General features: G+C 69.5%; 11 protein-coding genes. 6 read left to right on the plus strand and 5 right to left on the minus strand.

Annotated features, from left to right (window positions below; all coding sequences use genetic code 11):
- Positions 1-401 precede the first annotated feature (401 nt).
- The 3 genes from rpoB (at position 402) to HEP85_RS23615 (ending at position 8,594) form a co-directional block, all read left to right on the plus strand.
- Complete coding sequence (gene rpoB / locus HEP85_RS23605) at positions 402-3,887, plus strand: DNA-directed RNA polymerase subunit beta (protein ID WP_168529623.1); 3,486 nt, start codon at positions 402-404, stop codon at positions 3,885-3,887.
- 111 nt (positions 3,888-3,998) lie between these two features.
- Entirely contained in the window at positions 3,999-7,898 is a 3,900-nt protein-coding gene (locus tag HEP85_RS23610) for a DNA-directed RNA polymerase subunit beta' (RefSeq protein WP_168529625.1), read from the plus strand.
- 162 nt (positions 7,899-8,060) lie between these two features.
- Positions 8,061-8,594, plus strand: coding sequence for a DUF1707 and DUF4190 domain-containing protein (locus HEP85_RS23615; protein WP_248002048.1), 534 nt, complete (start codon positions 8,061-8,063; stop codon positions 8,592-8,594).
- 57 nt (positions 8,595-8,651) lie between these two features.
- On the opposite strand, the gene HEP85_RS23620 is transcribed toward HEP85_RS23615, so the two are convergent.
- From HEP85_RS23620 to HEP85_RS23640, 5 genes are all read right to left on the minus strand, one after another.
- On the minus strand, positions 8,652-9,911 hold the full coding sequence (locus tag HEP85_RS23620; RefSeq protein WP_168529627.1) for a M48 family metalloprotease: 1,260 nt from the start codon (positions 9,909-9,911) through the stop codon (positions 8,652-8,654).
- Positions 9,912-9,958: 47 nt separating this feature from the next.
- Complete coding sequence (locus HEP85_RS23625) at positions 9,959-10,588, minus strand: Pycsar system effector family protein (protein ID WP_168529629.1); 630 nt, start codon at positions 10,586-10,588, stop codon at positions 9,959-9,961.
- Between the two features lie 168 nt (positions 10,589-10,756).
- The gene (locus HEP85_RS23630) at positions 10,757-12,394 is read right to left on the minus strand and encodes a hypothetical protein (protein ID WP_369657814.1); all 1,638 of its coding nucleotides are present in this window, start codon (positions 12,392-12,394) and stop codon (positions 10,757-10,759) included.
- A gap of 77 nt (positions 12,395-12,471) precedes the next feature.
- Positions 12,472-14,739: a hypothetical protein gene (locus tag HEP85_RS23635; protein WP_369657815.1), complete on the minus strand. Its 2,268-nt coding sequence runs from the start codon at positions 14,737-14,739 to the stop codon at positions 12,472-12,474.
- Positions 14,740-15,924: 1,185 nt separating this feature from the next.
- Positions 15,925-16,731, minus strand: coding sequence for a Crp/Fnr family transcriptional regulator (locus tag HEP85_RS23640; RefSeq protein ID WP_369657816.1), 807 nt, complete (start codon positions 16,729-16,731; stop codon positions 15,925-15,927).
- Between the two features lie 458 nt (positions 16,732-17,189).
- Between HEP85_RS23640 and rpsL the strand changes: the two genes are divergently transcribed.
- The 3 genes from rpsL to fusA are packed head-to-tail and all read left to right on the plus strand — an operon-like array spanning position 17,190 to position 20,204.
- Complete coding sequence (rpsL, locus tag HEP85_RS23645; protein WP_003948652.1) at positions 17,190-17,561, plus strand: 30S ribosomal protein S12; 372 nt, start codon at positions 17,190-17,192, stop codon at positions 17,559-17,561.
- Between the two features lie 3 nt (positions 17,562-17,564).
- Positions 17,565-18,035: a 30S ribosomal protein S7 gene (gene rpsG / locus HEP85_RS23650; protein WP_003992340.1), complete on the plus strand. Its 471-nt coding sequence runs from the start codon at positions 17,565-17,567 to the stop codon at positions 18,033-18,035.
- 39 nt (positions 18,036-18,074) lie between these two features.
- Positions 18,075-20,204, plus strand: a complete 2,130-nt coding sequence (gene fusA, locus HEP85_RS23655) for an elongation factor G (RefSeq protein WP_168529633.1) — start codon at positions 18,075-18,077, stop codon at positions 20,202-20,204.
- Positions 20,205-20,220 lie beyond the last annotated feature (16 nt).

A 20,220-nucleotide genomic window follows, 5' to 3' on the forward strand; every position in this document is an offset into this window, starting at 1 on the left:
TCGCGGCACTTGCTTTGGGCATGGGGGGCCTTGACGAACGGCACGCAGCGCGCAATTCTCAGGACGCGTCGTCACAACGATCCGGATCCGAGGCATGGATCGGCGACGAAGAGGGCAGTATCGATGTGCATTGAGGGCGTGGCTTGCCGCAGGTGTTGACGACAACGAGGGTCTCAGAAAACCGGGACTGGACATCAGTGGGCCTAGTGGCTACACTGACCCTTTGCGCTGCCTGTTAGCTGCCTCCTGCCCGTCACCAGGGGCATGCCCTCGCTTGAGCACCGACGACCGGATTATCTCTGACCTGGCCTTTTAGGCTGAGTCGGGAACAGTCTGTCTCTGTGCCCCTGTGGGGGGCCGGTACGCGCGTAGTGAGTCCGAGCCCTCGGAAGGACCCCCTCTTGGCCGCCTCGCGCACTGCCTCGACCGCGAATACGAACAACGGCGCCAGCACCGCCCCGCTGCGCATCTCCTTTGCAAAGATCAAGGAGCCCCTCGAGGTTCCGAACCTTCTTGCGCTGCAAACCGAGAGCTTCGACTGGCTGCTCGGAAACGAAGCGTGGAAGGCTCGTGTCGAGGCGGCTCTGGACAGCGGACAGGACGTCCCCACGAAGTCCGGTCTGGAGGAGATCTTCGAGGAGATCTCCCCGATCGAGGACTTCTCCGGGTCGATGTCGCTGACGTTCCGCGACCACCGCTTCGAGCCCCCGAAGAACTCCATCGACGAGTGCAAGGACCGCGACTTCACGTACGCGGCCCCGCTCTTCGTCACCGCCGAGTTCACCAACAACGAGACCGGCGAGATCAAGTCCCAGACGGTCTTCATGGGCGACTTCCCGCTCATGACCAACAAGGGCACCTTCGTCATCAACGGCACCGAGCGTGTCGTGGTGTCCCAGCTGGTCCGCTCGCCGGGCGTCTACTTCGACTCCTCCATCGACAAGACGTCCGACAAGGACATCTTCTCCGCCAAGGTCATCCCGTCCCGGGGCGCCTGGCTGGAGATGGAGATCGACAAGCGCGACATGGTCGGTGTCCGCATCGACCGCAAGCGCAAGCAGTCCGTCACCGTTCTCCTGAAGGCTCTCGGCTGGACCACCGAGCAGATCCTCGAGGAGTTCGGCGAGTACGAGTCCATGCGCGCCACCCTGGAGAAGGACCACACCCAGGGCCAGGACGACGCGCTGCTCGACATCTACCGCAAGCTGCGTCCGGGCGAGCCGCCGACCCGTGAGGCCGCGCAGACGCTTCTGGAGAACCTCTACTTCAACCCGAAGCGCTACGACCTCGCCAAGGTCGGCCGGTACAAGGTCAACAAGAAGCTGGGCGGCGAAGCCCCGCTGGACGCCGGCATCCTGACCGTCGAGGACATCATCTCGTCGATCAAGTACCTGGTGAAGCTGCACGCCGGTGAGACCGAGACCGTTGGTAACAACGGCACCTCGATCGTCGTCGAGACCGACGACATCGACCACTTCGGCAACCGTCGTCTGCGCAACGTCGGCGAGCTCATCCAGAACCAGGTCCGCACGGGTCTGGCTCGTATGGAGCGCGTCGTGCGCGAGCGCATGACGACCCAGGACGTCGAGGCGATCACGCCGCAGACCCTGATCAACATCCGGCCGGTCGTCGCCTCCATCAAGGAGTTCTTCGGCACCAGCCAGCTGTCGCAGTTCATGGACCAGAACAACCCGCTGTCGGGTCTCACCCACAAGCGCCGTCTGTCGGCGCTCGGCCCGGGTGGTCTCTCCCGTGAGCGGGCCGGCTTCGAGGTCCGTGACGTGCACCCCTCGCACTACGGCCGCATGTGCCCGATCGAGACGCCTGAAGGCCCGAACATCGGTCTGATCGGCTCGCTCGCCTCCTACGGCCGGGTCAACGCGTTCGGTTTCGTCGAGACCCCGTACCGCAAGGTCACGGGCGGTGTCGTCACCGACGACGTCGACTACCTGACGGCCGACGAAGAGGACCGGTTCGTCATCGCGCAGGCCAACGCGCCGCTGACCGACGAGCTCCGCTTCGAGGAGTCCCGCGTCCTGGTCCGCCGTCGTGGCGGAGAGGTCGACTACGTCCCCGGTGAGGACGTCGACTACATGGACGTCTCGCCGCGCCAGATGGTGTCGGTCGCGACCGCGATGATCCCGTTCCTGGAGCACGACGACGCCAACCGTGCCCTCATGGGCGCGAACATGATGCGCCAGGCCGTTCCGCTCATCAAGTCCGAGGCGCCGCTCGTCGGCACCGGCATGGAGTACCGCTGCGCCGTCGACGCCGGCGACGTGCTCAAGTCGGAGAAGGACGGTGTGGTCCAGGAGGTCTCCGCGGACTACGTCACCACCGCCAACGACGACGGCACGTACACCACGTACCGCCTGCACAAGTTCTCCCGCTCCAACCAGGGCACGTCCGTCAACCAGAAGGTTGTCGTGGACGAGGGCGCCCGGGTCGTCGCCGGCCAGGTACTGGCCGACGGCCCGGCGACCGAGAACGGCGAGATGGCGCTCGGCAAGAACCTGCTCGTGGCGTTCATGCCGTGGGAGGGTCACAACTACGAGGACGCGATCATCCTGTCGCAGCGCCTCGTGCAGGACGACGTCCTCTCCTCGATCCACATCGAGGAGCACGAGGTCGACGCCCGTGACACCAAGCTCGGCCCCGAGGAGATCACCCGGGACATCCCGAACGTCTCCGAGGAGGTCCTCGCCGACCTCGACGAGCGCGGCATCATCCGTATCGGTGCCGAGGTCGTCGCCGGCGACATCCTCGTCGGCAAGGTCACGCCCAAGGGTGAGACCGAGCTGACCCCCGAGGAGCGCCTGCTCCGCGCGATCTTCGGTGAGAAGGCGCGCGAGGTGCGCGACACCTCGCTGAAGGTGCCGCACGGCGAGATCGGCAAGGTCATCGGCGTCCGCGTCTTCGACCGTGAAGAGGGCGACGAGCTGCCGCCGGGCGTGAACCAGCTGGTTCGTGTCTACGTGGCGCAGAAGCGCAAGATCACGGACGGTGACAAGCTCGCCGGCCGCCACGGCAACAAGGGCGTCATCTCGAAGATCCTGCCGATCGAGGACATGCCGTTCCTGGAGGACGGCACCCCGGTCGACATCATCCTCAACCCCCTCGGTGTCCCGTCCCGAATGAACCCGGGACAGGTCCTGGAGATCCACCTCGGCTGGCTCGCCAGCCGCGGCTGGGACGTCTCCGGCCTCGGGGAGGACTGGGCGCAGCGTCTGCAGGCCATCGAGGCCGACGTGGTCGCCCCCGGTACCAACGTCGCCACCCCCGTCTTCGACGGTGCGCGTGAGGACGAGCTGGCCGGTCTGCTGAACCACACGATCCCGAACCGTGACGGCGAGCGCATGGTGCTCCCGACCGGCAAGGCGCCGCTGTTCGACGGCCGCTCCGGCGAGCCGTTCCCGGAGCCGATCTCGGTCGGCTACATGTACATCCTCAAGCTCCACCACCTGGTCGACGACAAGCTGCACGCCCGCTCGACCGGTCCGTACTCGATGATCACCCAGCAGCCGCTGGGTGGTAAGGCCCAGTTCGGTGGCCAGCGCTTCGGTGAGATGGAGGTGTGGGCGCTGGAGGCGTACGGCGCCGCTTACGCCCTCCAGGAGCTGCTGACCATCAAGTCCGACGACGTGACCGGTCGCGTGAAGGTCTACGAGGCCATCGTCAAGGGCGAGAACATCCCCGAGCCCGGCATCCCCGAGTCCTTCAAGGTGCTCATCAAGGAGATGCAGTCTCTCTGCCTCAACGTGGAGGTGCTGTCCAGCGACGGTATGTCCATCGAAATGCGTGACACCGACGAGGACGTCTTCCGCGCGGCGGAGGAGCTCGGCATCGACCTGTCCCGGCGCGAGCCGAGCAGCGTCGAAGAGGTCTGACGGGAGTCCGGACACGGGGGCTCGACGATGAACTTCGATGAGCCCCCGGCCGGCCCCAGGACCCCCGTATCAGACCCCATGACTTACAACCCTGAGAGGGATTGACGCATAGTGCTCGACGTCAACTTCTTCGATGAGCTCCGGATCGGTCTGGCCACCGCTGACGACATCCGTCAGTGGAGCCACGGCGAGGTCAAGAAGCCCGAGACCATCAACTACCGCACCCTCAAGCCCGAAAAGGACGGACTCTTCTGCGAGAAGATCTTCGGTCCGACCCGGGACTGGGAGTGCTACTGCGGCAAGTACAAGCGCGTCCGCTTCAAGGGCATCATCTGTGAGCGCTGTGGCGTCGAGGTCACTCGCGCCAAGGTGCGCCGTGAGCGGATGGGCCACATCGAGCTGGCCGCTCCCGTCACCCACATCTGGTACTTCAAGGGCGTCCCGTCGCGTCTGGGCTACCTGCTCGACCTCGCCCCGAAGGACCTCGAGAAGGTCATCTACTTCGCCGCGTACATGATCACGTTCGTCGACGAGGAGCGCCGCACCCGCGACCTGCCCTCGCTGGAGGCGCACGTCTCCGTCGAGCGTCAGCAGATCGAGAACCGCCGCGACGCCGACCTGGAAGCCCGCGCCAAGAAGCTCGAGACCGACCTGGCCGAGCTGGAGGCCGAGGGTGCCAAGGCCGACGTGCGCCGCAAGGTGCGCGAGGGTGCCGAGCGCGAGATGAAGCAGCTGCGCGACCGTGCGCAGCGCGAGATCGACCGTCTCGACGAGGTGTGGACCCGCTTCAAGAACCTCAAGGTCCAGGACCTGGAGGGCGACGAGCTCCTCTACCGCGAGCTGCGTGACCGCTTCGGCACGTACTTCGACGGTTCGATGGGTGCCGCGGCGCTGCAGAAGCGCCTGGAGTCCTTCGACCTCGACGAGGAGGCCGAGCGCCTCCGCGAGATCATCCGCACCGGCAAGGGCCAGAAGAAGACCCGAGCGCTCAAGCGCCTCAAGGTCGTCTCCGCGTTCCTGCAGACCAGCAACAGCCCCAAGGGCATGGTGCTCGACTGCGTGCCGGTCATCCCGCCGGACCTGCGTCCGATGGTGCAGCTGGACGGTGGCCGCTTCGCGACCTCCGACCTGAACGACCTGTACCGCCGCGTGATCAACCGCAACAACCGTCTGAAGCGCCTTCTCGACCTCGGTGCCCCCGAGATCATCGTGAACAACGAGAAGCGCATGCTCCAGGAGGCCGTCGACGCGCTCTTCGACAACGGCCGTCGTGGTCGCCCGGTCACGGGCCCCGGCAACCGTCCGCTGAAGTCGCTCTCCGACATGCTCAAGGGCAAGCAGGGTCGATTCCGTCAGAACCTGCTCGGCAAGCGTGTGGACTACTCCGCGCGTTCCGTGATCGTCGTCGGTCCGCAGCTGAAGCTGCACCAGTGCGGTCTGCCGAAGGCGATGGCGCTGGAGCTCTTCAAGCCGTTCGTGATGAAGCGCCTGGTCGACCTGAACCACGCGCAGAACATCAAGAGCGCCAAGCGGATGGTCGAGCGCGGCCGCACGGTCGTGTACGACGTCCTGGAAGAGGTCATCGCCGAGCACCCGGTTCTGCTGAACCGTGCGCCGACGCTGCACCGCCTCGGCATCCAGGCCTTCGAGCCGCAGCTGGTCGAGGGCAAGGCCATCCAGATCCACCCGCTCGTCTGCACCGCGTTCAACGCGGACTTCGACGGTGACCAGATGGCCGTCCACCTGCCGCTCTCCGCGGAGGCGCAGGCCGAGGCCCGCATCCTGATGCTGTCCTCGAACAACATCCTCAAGCCCGCCGACGGCCGCCCGGTCACGATGCCGACCCAGGACATGGTCCTCGGTCTGTTCTTCCTGACCACGGACGGCGAGCTGCGCGACGTCAAGGGCGAGGGCCGTGCCTTCGGCTCGACCGCCGAGGCGACGATGGCGTTCGACGCCGGGGAGCTCGCTCTCCAGTCGGCCGTCGACATCCGCTTCCCGGTGGGCACCATCCCGCCGCGCGGCTGGACCCCGCCGGCGCAGGAGGAGGGCGAGCCCGAGTGGCAGCAGGGTGACACCTTCCGTCTCCGTACGACCCTGGGCCGTGCGCTCTTCAACGAGCTGCTGCCCGAGGACTACCCGTTCGTCGACTACTCGGTGGGCAAGAAGCAGCTCGGCGAGATCGTCAACGACCTGGCCGAGCGCTACCCCAAGGTCATCGTGGCGGCGACGCTCGACAACCTGAAGGCGGCGGGCTTCTACTGGGGCACCCGCTCCGGCGTCACCGTGGCCATCTCCGACATCGTCGTTCCCGAGGCGAAGAAGGAGATCGTCAAGGGCTACGAGGCGCAGGACGAGAAGGTCCAGAAGCAGTACGAGCGTGGTCTGATCACCAAGGACGAGCGCACGCAGGAGCTCATCGCGATCTGGACCAAGGCGACCAACGAGGTCGCCGAGGCGATGAACGCGAACTTCCCGAAGACGAACCCCATCTTCATGATGGTTGACTCGGGTGCCCGAGGAAACATGATGCAGATGCGTCAGATCGCCGGTATGCGTGGTCTGGTGTCGAACGCCAAGAACGAGACGATCCCGCGTCCGATCAAGGCCTCCTTCCGTGAGGGCCTGTCGGTGCTGGAGTACTTCATCTCGACCCACGGTGCTCGTAAGGGTCTGGCGGACACCGCTCTGCGTACCGCCGACTCGGGTTACCTCACCCGTCGTCTGGTCGACGTCTCCCAGGACGTCATCATCCGCGAGGAGGACTGCGGCACCGACCGTGGCCTCAAGCTGCACATCGCGGAGCGCGGCGCGGACGGCGTGCTGCGCAAGGCGGAGAACGTCGAGACCAGCGTGTACGCCCGTGCGCTGGCCGAGGACATCACCGTCGACGGCAAGGTGCTGGCCCCGGCCAACACCGACCTCGGCGACGTCCTCATCGACGAGCTGGTCAAGCACGGCATCGAGGAGGTCAAGACCCGCTCGGTCCTGACCTGCGAGTCCGCCGTCGGTACCTGCGCCATGTGCTACGGCCGTTCGCTGGCCACCGGCAAGCTGGTCGACATCGGTGAGGCGGTCGGCATCATCGCCGCCCAGTCCATCGGTGAGCCCGGTACCCAGCTGACGATGCGTACCTTCCACACCGGTGGTGTGGCCGGTGACGACATCACCCAGGGTCTGCCCCGTGTCGTCGAGCTCTTCGAGGCTCGTACGCCCAAGGGTGTCGCCCCGATCTCGGAGGCGGCCGGCCGCATCCGTATCGAGGAGACCGAGAAGACCAAGAAGATCGTCGTCACCCCGGACGACGGCAGCGACGAGACGGCGTTCCCGATCTCGAAGCGTGCCAAGGTCATGGTGCGTGAGGGTGACCACGTCGAGGTGGGCCAGAAGCTCACCTTCGGTGCCACCAACCCGCACGACGTGCTGCGGATCCTCGGTCAGCGCGCGGTCCAGGTCCACCTGGTCGGCGAGGTCCAGAAGGTCTACAACTCGCAGGGTGTGTCGATCCACGACAAGCACATCGAGATCATCATCCGGCAGATGCTGCGCCGCGTGACGATCATCGAGTCGGGCGACGCGGAGCTGCTGCCCGGCGAGCTGGTCGAGCGTTCGAAGTTCGAGACCGAGAACCGTCGTGTGGTGCAGGAAGGCGGCCACCCGGCCTCCGGCCGTCCGCAGCTGATGGGTATCACCAAGGCCTCGCTGGCGACCGAGTCGTGGCTGTCGGCGGCGTCCTTCCAGGAGACGACCAGGGTTCTGACGGACGCGGCGATCAACGCCAAGTCCGACTCCCTGATCGGCCTCAAGGAGAACGTCATCATCGGTAAGCTCATCCCGGCCGGTACGGGTCTGTCCCGCTACCGCAACATCCGGGTCGAGCCGACCGAAGAGGCCAAGGCCGCGATGTACTCGGCCGTCGGTTACGACGACATCGACTACTCGCCGTTCGGCACGGGCTCCGGCCAGGCCGTTCCGCTGGAGGACTACGACTACGGTCCGTACAACCAGTAAGGCGTAAGTCAACTGACGGGCGGTCACCCTTCGTGGGTGGCCGCCCGTCGGCGTTCTCCGGTTCCGCGACGTCCGTACCGCCGTACGGACGTCATGCGGAACCCGTGCCGGAAATGCCGCGTCGGAGCATGATGGAGGAATCCGTCTGGGGGGAGGCATTCCGTGTCGTACCCGACGCCGTGGCAGCCGTGGCAGGGGCAGGGGCAGGGGCAGGGCGGGCCGTCGATGCTCGCGTCGCACGCCGACCGGGAGCGGGCGGTGGATGTGCTGAGAGCCGGCTTCGGCGAAGGCCGCCTGGAGCAGGCCGAGTTCGAGAAACGAGTGGCGCGGGCGTACGCGGCCCGGACGGTGGGTGAGCTGGCCGTGCTCGTCGGCGACCTGCCGCAGGGTCCCGTACCGATGACGGCCGGACCCGGGGCCGTCGTCCCGCAGACGTTCCTGCCCGCGCCGCGGCCGATGACCAACGGGAAGGCGGTCGGCGCCATGGTCTGCGGCCTGCTCACCGTGGTGACGCTCGGCGCCACCGGCATCCCCGCGGTGGTCCTGGGACACTCGGCGCGCTCGGAGATGCGCCGTACCGGGGAGAGCGGTGATGGCCTCGCGATGACCGGTCTCGTACTGGGCTGGCTGTCGGTCGCGGGCTGGGCGCTGTTCCTGATGCTGGCCATGATCGCGGCGGTGGCGGCCGGGGGCTGAACGGCCGGCCTCCGGGCGTCGGCGGGGCGGCCGGTGATTCGGGCCGCCCCGGTGTCGTCAGCCGGGTGGCTGGAGATACGGCTGGAGGTGGTGCAGCCGTGTGTAGTGGTCCGGGTGGGACGAGAGCAGCTTGCTGAGCGAGCTCTCCCGCGGTGCCACCCCTCCGTTGCGGGCGGTGAGCGCGGCCGTCTCGTACTGCTCCTGCTGGTGCAGCTTGTGCAGGACGGCGGCCAGCATCGGGGCGAAGCCGAGGGCAGCGGCGTGCTCGTCGGCGCGGAGTTCGGCCCGGCGCCCGACGGCGGCGAGGGCGTACGGCACGGCCAGGACGAGCAGCGGAAGTCCGTACAGGGTGCTGACCGTCGCCAGGGCGAGGCCGCCGAGGACCAGCACCACGAACGCGGCCCCGAAGCAGGAGAACGCGCGCGACACCTTGAAGACGATGCTCGCGAACCCGCGCAGGACCCGCCAGGCGAGCCGGCCGGGCAGCGCGTACCAGTAGCCGAGCAGGGATGACCAGGCGTGGCCGCCGACGTGGTGGCCCAGTTCGTGCGCGAGGACCGCGGCGAGTTCCCCGTTGGGGAGATGGTTCATGGCGAAGCGGGTGACGCCGACGATGTGGCCGGCGGCGGCGACCGCGTTCAGGCCGTCGCTGTCCTCCACCCACAGTTCGTAGGTACGGCCCTCGACACCGGCGCGTGCGGTGACCTCGTGCCAGACCGGTTCGAGTTTGGCTCGTTCTTGCGGCGTGGGGTAGCGCAGGCGGAGCAGACGGCGCGCGATGGCGCTTTCCGTGGGCCGGTGGAACACCAGAGCGCCGCTGGCCAGCCAGGCGAGGACCACGAGGAACCCGAGGTCGCCGAAGAAGGCGGAGAACAGGCCGACGACGAACAGGCTGCAGAGGAAGTTCGGCAGGTGGAGCAGCAGATTGCCGACAGCCGTTGAGTCGGTGCGGCGCTGCTGACTGCGGATGTGGACGCGGCCGTGGTCGGTGCTGATGTGGTGCGGGTGGGCGGGGTCGCCGGGGGAGAGGGGCGGGGCCGGGGGTGTGGCGGCGTGCGGGTACGCGGGCTGGGACGGGGGTGCGGCGGCCTGCGGGTATCGCGGGGGTTGTGGGTGGTGCGGGGCCTGCGAGTGTTGGCCTGGATACGACGGGGGTTGTTGACCCGGATACGCGGGGGGCTGTTCGCCGGGATAGGGCGGGGGCCGTTCACCGGGATAGGGCGGGGGCTGTTGTCCCGGGTAGGGCGGGGGCACTGGGGACTGGGGTGGCGCGGGGTACTGGGGGTACTCCGGTGGTGAGGACGGTGGCTGGGTCACGACGCTTCCTTTGCGTGGGGACGAGCGGGGAGTACGGCCGGCCGGTGTCAGCCGATCAGCAGTGAGGCGGGCAGCAGGAGCGTGCCGACGCAGAAGGCGATCAGCCCGGCGCGGATCCACTGGTGTTTGCGCGCGGCGATCCGGCTCGTCTCGGTGAGGGCCTTCGCGAGGCCTCCGGTGGGATCGCGCCCGGTGTCGGCGAGGGCGGTCCGCAGACAGCCGAGCCGTACGGCCTGCTGGATGTCGCCGAAGTACGACAGCGGGTGCCCCGGCGCCCAGGCCGGGGCCCCGTAGCGCGGGAGCACGGCCAGCAGCAGGGCGAGCAGGGACAGGGCGAGGGAGCCGACACCCGCCCAGCACAGCGCCGCACCCGGGACGGAGAGCGCGGCCGGGGTCCAGTCGTGCCCCGCGAGCAGACCGCTGAAGACGCCCGCGGTCATGCCGAGAGCCGCGACCAGTACCGATGCCTTGCTGTCGGCGCGGGTGATCTCGGCGCGGAGGTCCGCGAGGAGGCGCTCGCACAGACGGACGATCTCGGGCGTGGTGCCGTCCGGGTGGCGGCTCGGAAGGGGAGCACCGGCGGCGGGGCCTCCGGGCGGTGCTCCGTGCGGAGCCGCCGGGTCGCCGTCCGGGCCGGTGGCGGGCGCCGGGACGGGCACCGGGTCGAGTGCGGTCATGCGCCGTCCTCCCGGGCGCCGGCGTCCGGCTCGGCGGGCCCTGATCCGTCGGACCTCGGCCCGCCGGGCATCTGTTCGGCAGTTCTCGGTTCGGCGGGTCCCGGTCCGTCCGGGCCCGGACGGCCGGGCCGGGGGGTGCCGTCGGCCGGGTGGGCGACGGCTGCCACGTCATGTCTTAAGCAGGGTCGGGGTGCTGCCGTAGCCCGGGGGCGGCTGCCAGGCTGCGGCTTCGGGCGCGACGGGCCCGGCCGACGGGGCGGGAACGCCCGGGTAAGAGGCCGGAGGCACCAGTGGGGGCAGGAGCGGGGGCGGCGGGGCGTACGGCTGCGGGGCCTGCCAGGTGGGACCGCCAGGGGCCCCGTACGGGCTCCCCGCCGGTCCCGGCTGGGCGCCGGTGTACTGACCCGTCGCCGGGCCCGTCTGCCCGCCGTACGGCCCGTACGGCTGCGCGGCGGCGGGGCCTGCTCCGGGTGCCGGCGCGGGTGCGGAAGTGGGCGTCGGCGCGGGTGTGGGCGTACGCGTCGGCGCGAGATGGCCGTCGAGGCCGGGGGCCTGCGCCGGGGGGTCCTGGAGCGGCGGCCCGGCGGGAACCGGGGGTTCGGCCCGGCCGGGTCCGCTGGGCGCGTATCCCGGCAGCGGCGGGTCCGGGTCCGGGTACGCCGGACCGGCGGCGGACGGGAGGAGGGGAGGTGTCTGCGGGACCCCCGGGAGGCGCTGGTTGAGGATGTCGCTGACCGTGCGCAGGGCCAGCTGCTTCGGGCCCTCCAGCTCGTAGCCCTCGGCGGTGTCGCCGCTCAGCAGCTGCTTCACCAGGTCCATCTGGGCCTGGATCATCCGGAGCTGGTCCTCGCGCATGCTGGACATGACGAGGTGGGAGTCCTCCGGGCGCTGGGCGAGGTGCAGCGCCCAGGCATGGACACCGCCCTGCTGGAGGTGCCACTGGTAGAAGGCGATCTTCTCCTCCTCCAGCTTCTGGAGTTCGATCTGCTGGCGCCCCTGCTGGAGGGCGAGCTGATGCTGCTGCCCGCTGTGCAGGAGCGCCTGCTCGTGCTGCCACCGCTGCTGCTGGAGCGCGAGTTCCTGCTGCCGGCCGCCGTACGCCGCCGCCCGGTCGATCTGCAGGGCGTCCTGCTGCCGGAACCTGCGGTCGGCCTCGACGTCGACCTCCATGCCGCGCTGTGCCCCCCGCACCTGTTCGGCGGCGGAGTAGTCGATGGCCTGCAGCCGCTGCTGGTGCTCGATGTTCGCCTGGTCGCGACGGAGCCGCAGGGTCCAGGTGACCTGAAGTCCCGCCGGCGCCCCGAGCGGCCCGAGCACGGTGACCGCCTGGAGCAGTTCCCGTTCGGCCGCCGCGCTGTCCGCGATGGCGAAGCGGCGGCTCACCGGCCGGGCCGCCTGCTGGAGTTCGCCGATGAGCGTCGCCGGTACGTTGCGGTGGCCGCTCTCCACGAACCGGCCCGGATCGAGGACCTGCCAGGACAGGTCGAGGACCGCGGTGAACTCGAAGGCGTCGTTGTCACTCGGCAGGGTGAGTTCGGCCGAGTGGGGGTGTACGCCCATGTCCACCTCGTAGACGGCCGAGTACCGCTTCGCCGCGATCTCGCTGCGCGTCGGCCGCCGGGGCGGCAGATACGTCTCGTAGCCGCCCTTGGGAGTGGAGAAGACCAGGGCGTGGTCGATGCGGACCAGATGCTTCAGCGAGAGCTCGAAGCGCGACAGCTGGCGCACGGTGAGCACCGGGTCGACCAGGTCGGAGTGCCGGTCCGCCTGCTGCTGCCACTCGGGCGGGCGGTTGAAGGTGGGCATGTGCGTGTCTCCTCGGGAACGCCGGGGCGTTTCGCCTCCGGTCGCCTGGGTCGGAAGGGTCTGGCGGCGGGCCCCGGTCAGCGGGCCGGAAGGGTGGTCAGCAGCCGGGCGGCCACCAGGGGCGGGGGCGCTCCGTCCTCGCCGGGCATGGTCCGCAGCAGATGGCTCAGCCGCTGGTGCTCGGCGCTCGTGGTGACGAGAGCGGGCAGCAGGGCGGCCAGTGCCCATTCGGTGGCCGGCGTCCGGTCGGCGATCAGTACCCACTCGCGCAGCACGTCGAGCGCGTGCCGGGTGGCCCGGGGGTCGGCGAGGGCCGCCCGCCACAGGGCCGGGATGCCGTGGGCGGCCGCGGCGCCCTCGGTCGCCGCCCGCGCGTACCAGCCGAGGACCAGCGGGGTGCCGTACCGCTCGTCGTCCTCGGTGCGGCGGCAGGCGTTGACGAAGCCGCCGAGGGTCAGGTCGTGCACGGCACGGTCGTCGTCGAGGCGGCCGAGCAGCTCGGTGAGCACGAGGTCGCTTGCGGGGGAGAGGAGCAACAGCTCCACGGCCTCGGCGAGTTCACGCGCCATCTCGCCGTCCAGGTCGTCGGGGGCGTCCGTGTACAGGCGGCGGACGGCGCCGCGCAGCGCGGCGAGCGCCTGTACCGGCCGCTCGGGTCCGATCAGCGCGTACGCCCGCGCCGCCACCCAGCGCAGCCGCGGATCGTCGTGGGTGCACCAGTCGTCGAGGATGCGCGGGATGTTGGGCGTACCGACGAGGTGCGCGAGGGTGAGCGCGTTGACGGCGACGAGCCGGTGCCGGAACAGCTTGGACGTGCCCCAGGGTTGGATGACCAGGGCCATCGCGGAGGGCAGGTCGGTACGGGCGAGGACGGCGACGGTGGAGGCGGCCCGGGTACGGACCAGGGGGCGCCCGTCGTCGGCGAGCCGGCGCAGCCAGGCGATCAGGGCGGGCCGGGCGGACGGGTGGCCCGTCCACACCTCGCGCAGCAGCACCAGGGAGGCCCGGTCGTCGCGGAACGCGGCCTTCCGCTGGGTCACCGGACCCCATTCGGTGTGCTCGTCCTCCTCGTAGCGGTGGGCGCGGGCCAGTTGGAGGCGTTTGCCGACGTGCGTGCCGAAGACGGGGACCTCCGGGACGCGGGCCCGGTTCTCGGTCTCCTGGAGGAACCGGTAGAGCAGATCGCTGAGTTCGGCGGTGAGGGCGTACGGGCCGCCGTCGAAGGCGGCCAGTGCGACGAGGAACGCCTTGTCCCGCAGGTGGATCGACGTCTCGTCCTCCTCGAACCACTCCTGGACCTGGTTCTCCAGCGACACGAGCGAGAACCGCGCCACGGCGTCCTCGGTCACCTCCCCGGCCGCGTACCGCCCGAGCAGCCGGGCGAAGGCGGCGACCTCGCGCAACTGGTGGCCGCGGTCGAGGAATTCGGTGACGTCGGGGAGACCGAGCAGCTTGGCGGCGCTCTCCTCGTCGGTGCGGGCGCGCAGATGGGTGGCGAGGACGTCGGCCGCGGCCGGTGGCTCCCAGCGGACGGCGGGGACGTCCTCCAGCGCGGCGCTGGGGCCGACGGTGATCACCAGATAGGCGTCCTGCTCGACGAGGCGGTCCCGGGCGGCGAGCAGGTGGGGTTCGCGCAGCGGGCGGTCCCGGCGGGTGGCGAGGTCGCACAGGACGTACCCGCGCGCGGGGTCGCCGTCGCGCTTCTCCTCCGCCTCCGCCGTGAACCCGTCCGCGAGCGCGCCCGGGGCGGTGTCGGGAACCAGGGTGCGGACGGGGGCGGCGCCGAGGCGGTGCAGGAGCATCAGGGCGGCCGTGCGTCTGCCGGTGAAACGGGCGCCGGACAGGACCAGGACACGGTCGCGGCGCAGCCGGTCGAGAAGGTCGGCCATGACCCCGTCGGCGGCGACGAAACTGCCGTCCAACCGCTCCAGGGTGGAGCGCGGGACCTCGCCGGCGGACGGTCCGGGCGAGGCCGTGCCGGCCGCCCCCAGGTGGTAGATCTCCGTCCTGCCGCCCATGAACACGTCGCCGGTGAAGTGACCGCCGCTGATACCGCCGTGCTGGTCACCCCCGAGCAGACCGCCGCCGAAGCGGGCCCTGGCGCCGACGTTCATGGTCCGGGGGCTGTGGTCGACCAGGTCACGCCGCGCCGACCAGGCGTTCTGTGGCTGGTCGTGTTCCTCGGACGCGTCGTGGTCGTCGCCGCGGGGGGTGTCCTCGGGTACGGGGGCCGCGGAGGGCTGGTCCGCCGCCGGGCCGGGGCCGCCGTGTCCGGAGCCCGGGGCGTCGGGGCCGGGGCGCGGGCTTAAGCCGGAGAACCCTGGCCCGCCATCCTGGGTACTCACGCGCCGCCACCCCGCTCCGGGTCGCCGTGTGTCTGGCCGCCGTGTTTCCGGCCGCCCCGCTCCCGGTCGCCGGGCGTGCCGAAGGTGACGTCGCCGCTGAAGTGGCCGCCGCTGATCCCGCCGTACTGGTTGCCGCCGAACACCCCACCGCTGATGTCGACGGAGCCGCCGTCGATGCGGAGCGTGGGGCCCGGCGCCGGGGCTCCCCCTGATCCGGCTTAAGCGCCGGGCGGTCCTCGCCGGGGCCGCCCCGCGGGGACCGCGGGCGCCGGGCGGTCCCCGAACCGCCCGGCGCCCCGGTCTCCCCCGCCCCCGTGTCACCGTGGTCTCGTGTGGGCGCCGGGTCGCCGGGGAGCGGTCCGTGCAGCCAGGCCTTCAGCGGGCCGTTCTTGCTGTCCACCGTCATCGGGCGGAAGTCGGCGGCCGGGACTCCGGGGTGGTCGTGCCGTACGACGCCGGTGTAGAGCGCGTCGGAGACACAGAGCGCGAAGTCGTCGGCGCGCTCGCGCAGGGCGGCACGCAGGTGGTGGGCGTCCAGCAGCCGGCAGGCGTGGTTCAGGTCGGATCCGACCCAGCCGTCGAGCGCGTCGACCGCGACGTAGCCGGTGGCGAGGACGCCGCGCAGGCGGATCTGGGCGGAGCGGGACGCCATGCGGTTGACGGTCCTCAGCTGGGCCGGGACCTCCGTGAGCAGCGCGCGCAGCAGGGTGGTCACCGGGGCGTTCGCGTCGATGAGTGCCATCACGGAGTCGCCGCGGTCGGCACGCAGCCGTCGGGTCTCGTCGATGCCGGCGTGCTCCAGGGCGCGGTCGGTGATGTCGTAGAGCATGCGCCGCAGGTACGCCTGCTCCACGTCGTCCCGGTCGCTGAACCTCTCGATGTCCAGCAACAGGATCGTGCGGCTCACGGGGTGGGTCATGATCGCCTCTCGGAGGTGTGCCGTGCAGAGCAGCAGCCTGATGGCGGGACGCCCCGGGCCGTGAGGGCGGATGACCCACTCGGAGTGTGACCGTGTGCACAGATGGGCCTCGGGGGGCGAGGGGTCACTGGGGGACACCGAGGGGGCGTCGAGGGAACACGGGGGCGAGCCGTCTCCTCGGTCACCCCGGACGACGCTCACCGACTCCACCGGCGCCCCTGACTGCGCCCGCGCCCCCGCTTCCCTCCTGGCGCCGCCCGCCGCGCCTACGCCGCCCCGTCCGCCCCGCCCCGCGGCAGCTGTCCCTCCCCCTCCCCCCTCCCGAGGGACCTGAGGGGACGGGATCCCGCTTCGACCGGGAACTCCGTGGCCGCGATGCGGCGGAGTATGTCGGGGCGCAGGATCAGCAGCGTGCGGCGCCCCGTGGAGACGGCCTGCTTGTCGCGGAGTTCTCTGAGCAGCCGCTGCACCATCTCGCGCGACGCGCCGACCGAGCCCGCCAGTTCCTGCTTGCTCAGCGGCACCGCGAGCTCGATGCCCTCGGCCGTCCGGCGGCCGTGGGTCCGGGCCAGGTCCAGGAGCAGGACCGCGAAACGCTGCCGCACGCTCATCGAGGCGAACTCCAGCCGCCGCCGGTCGGCCGCCCGGGTGCGGTCCGCGGTCAGGCCGAGGAGCGCGAAGGAGACGTCGGGTGAACGGCTGAGGAAGTCACGGAAGCGCTCGTGCTCCACGGCCACCGCCCGCACCGGTTCCAGCGCGGTCACCGTCGCCGACCGCGGCCGGCCGGTCAGCACCGCGGACTCCCCGACGATGTCACCGGGACCGCGCAGCGCGAGCAGCGCCTCGTACCCGTTGGCGGCCGAGGCGGTGACCTTGGTCCAGCCGGTCACGAGGAAGAGGACGTGCGCGGACGGCTCGTGCTGGTGCAGCAGGATGATGCGCTGGGCGAAGTCCAGCGTGCGGCCGAGTCCGAGCAGCGCCGAACGGTCGTCGGCCTCCAGCCGGGCCAGGAAGGGCACCCGGTCGTCCAGGCCCCCGTCGTCCGACGGATGGGCCACCGTCCCTGTCGTCATGCTCGTCCCCCAGTCCTCGCAGCGGACGGATCAACGTACTGAAAGCGCAAGACCGCCGAGCCCGAAAGGGCGTGATCCGGCCAGGATGCGCGGCCTGTGTGCCGGGCCGTGGCGGCCTCGGCACGGCCTGCCGAGCGACGGTCGCGAGGGCCTGGACAGGTCGTCGCGGACGCGGTGGGCGGCCCCGGCGGAGGGGGGCGGGAAGTCCGGCGTGTCGGCCTGGACAGCATTTGTTTTGACCGAAGTCCGTGAGGTGGGTACGCTCAGACCTTGTGCCTGGGGTGTGCCCTGGCTCGCGTGCGTGCCTTCAAACCGCAAGGCGAGCCGTAACCGGCCACCGTAATCTGCGCCCTTTTCGCCTCGCGGCGGGAATCTGCAGTATTCGACACACCCGACCGCGTGGGTCGGTGGCGTTCCAGGTTAGCTTCACCATTCGGCACACAGAAACCGGAGAAGTAGTGCCTACGATCCAGCAGCTGGTCCGGAAGGGCCGGCAGGACAAGGTCGAGAAGAACAAGACGCCCGCACTCGAGGGTTCGCCCCAGCGTCGCGGCGTCTGCACGCGTGTGTTCACGACCACCCCGAAGAAGCCGAACTCGGCCCTGCGTAAGGTCGCGCGTGTGCGTCTGACCAGCGGGATCGAAGTCACCGCTTACATTCCGGGTGAGGGACACAACCTGCAGGAGCACTCCATCGTGCTCGTGCGCGGCGGCCGTGTGAAGGACCTGCCGGGTGTTCGCTACAAGATCATCCGCGGCTCGCTCGACACCCAGGGTGTCAAGAACCGCAAGCAGGCCCGCAGCCGCTACGGCGCCAAGAAGGAGAAGTAGAAAATGCCTCGTAAGGGCCCCGCCCCGAAGCGCCCGGTCATCATCGACCCGGTCTACGGTTCCCCTCTGGTGACCTCCCTCATCAACAAGGTGCTGCTCAACGGCAAGCGCTCCACCGCCGAGCGCATCGTCTACGGCGCCATGGAGGGTCTGCGTGAGAAGACGGGCAACGACCCGATCATCACGCTGAAGCGCGCGCTGGAGAACATCAAGCCGACCCTCGAGGTCAAGTCCCGCCGTGTCGGTGGTGCGACGTACCAGGTTCCGATCGAGGTCAAGCCCGGTCGCGCCAACACGCTCGCGCTGCGCTGGCTCGTCGGTTACTCCCGCGCCCGTCGCGAGAAGACCATGACCGAGCGTCTGCTCAACGAACTTCTCGACGCGTCCAACGGCCTCGGTGCCGCTGTGAAGAAGCGCGAGGACACCCACAAGATGGCCGAGTCCAACAAGGCCTTCGCGCACTACCGCTGGTAGTCGCTACCCACATCGAGACCGAGAGAAGACCGAAGCCTTATGGCTACCACTTCACTTGACCTGGCCAGGGTCCGCAACATCGGGATCATGGCCCACATCGACGCGGGCAAGACGACCACCACCGAGCGGATCCTCTTCTACACCGGCGTCAGCTACAAGATCGGTGAGGTCCACGACGGCGCTGCCACCATGGACTGGATGGAGCAGGAGCAGGAGCGTGGCATCACGATCACCTCTGCTGCCACCACCTGTCACTGGCCGCTTGAGGACAACGACTACACGATCAACATCATCGACACCCCGGGTCACGTGGACTTCACGGTCGAGGTGGAGCGTTCGCTCCGCGTCCTCGACGGTGCCGTCACGGTGTTCGACGGTGTCGCCGGTGTCGAGCCGCAGTCCGAGACGGTGTGGCGTCAGGCCGACCGTTACGGCGTGCCGCGCATCTGCTTCGTGAACAAGCTCGACCGGACCGGCGCGGAGTTCCACCGCTGCGTCGACATGATCAAGGACCGCCTCGGTGCGGTGCCGCTGATCATGCAGCTTCCGATCGGTGCCGAGATGGACTTCAAGGGCGTTGTGGACCTGGTCCGCATGAAGGCGCTCGTGTGGTCCGCCGAGGCGGCGAAGGGCGAGATGTACGACGTCGTCGACATCCCGGCCACGCACGCCGAGGCTGCCGAGGAGTACCGCGGCAAGCTGGTCGAGGCCGTCGCGGAGAACGACGACGAGATCATGGAGCTGTTCCTGGAGGGCCAGGAGCCCACCGAGGAGCAGCTGTACGCCGCGATCCGTCGCATCACCATCGCGTCCGGCAAGTCCAAGGGCGTCACGGTCACCCCGGTGTTCTGTGGCACCGCGTTCAAGAACAAGGGCGTCCAGCCCCTGCTCGACGCGGTCGTGCGCTACCTGCCGACCCCGCTCGACGTCGAGGCCATCGAGGGCCACGACGTGAAGGACCCCGAGCTGGTCGTCAAGCGCAAGCCGTCCGTGGACGAGCCGCTGTCCGCGCTCGCGTTCAAGATCATGAGCGACCCGCACCTGGGCAAGCTCACCTTCGTCCGGGTCTACTCGGGCCGCCTGGAGACTGGCACCGCGGTGCTGAACTCCGTCAAGGGCAAGAAGGAGCGCATCGGCAAGATCTACCGTATGCACGCGAACAAGCGTGAGGAGATCGAGGCGGTGGGCGCCGGCGACATCGTCGCGGTCATGGGCCTGAAGCAGACCACCACCGGTGAGACGCTGTCCGACGACAAGAACCCGGTCATCCTGGAGTCCATGGACTTCCCGGCGCCGGTCATTCAGGTCGCCATCGAGCCCAAGTCCAAGGGTGACCAGGAGAAGCTGGGTGTCGCCATCCAGCGTCTCGCGGAGGAGGACCCCTCCTTCCACGTCCACTCGGACGAGGAGACGGGCCAGACCATCCTCGGTGGTATGGGCGAGCTGCACCTCGAGGTGCTGGTCGACCGTATGAAGCGCGAGTTCAAGGTCGAGGCCAACGTCGGCAAGCCGCAGGTCGCGTACCGCGAGACGATCCGCAAGGGCGTCGAGCGTCACGACTACACGCACAAGAAGCAGACCGGTGGTACCGGTCAGTTCGCCAAGGTGCAGATCGCGATCGAGCCCATCACCGAGACCGATGGTCCGGCGTACGAGTTCGTGAACAAGGTCACCGGTGGCCGTATCCCGCGGGAGTACATCCCGTCGGTGGACGCCGGTGCGCAGGAGGCCATGCAGTTCGGCATCCTGGCGGGCTACGAGATGACGGGCGTCCGCGTCATTCTTCTCGACGGTGGCTACCACGAGGTCGACTCCTCCGAACTCGCGTTCAAGATCGCCGGTTCGCAGGCCTTCAAGGAGGCCGCGCGCAAGGCCAGCCCCGTGCTGCTCGAGCCGATGATGGCCGTCGAGGTCACCACGCCCGAGGACTACATGGGTGAGGTCATCGGCGACATCAACTCCCGCCGTGGTCAGATCCAGGCCATGGAGGAGCGGGCCGGTGCCCGTGTCGTGAAGGGCCTCGTGCCCCTCTCGGAGATGTTCGGCTACGTCGGAGACCTCCGCAGCAAGACGTCGGGTCGCGCAAGCTACTCGATGCAGTTCGACTCCTACGCCGAGGTTCCCCGGAACGTCGCCGAGGAGATCATCGCGAAGGCCAAGGGCGAGTAACGCACACCGTTTGCAC

This window comes from Streptomyces sp. RPA4-2, from assembly GCF_012273515.2.
Taxonomy (GTDB): domain Bacteria; phylum Actinomycetota; class Actinomycetes; order Streptomycetales; family Streptomycetaceae; genus Streptomyces; species Streptomyces kaempferi.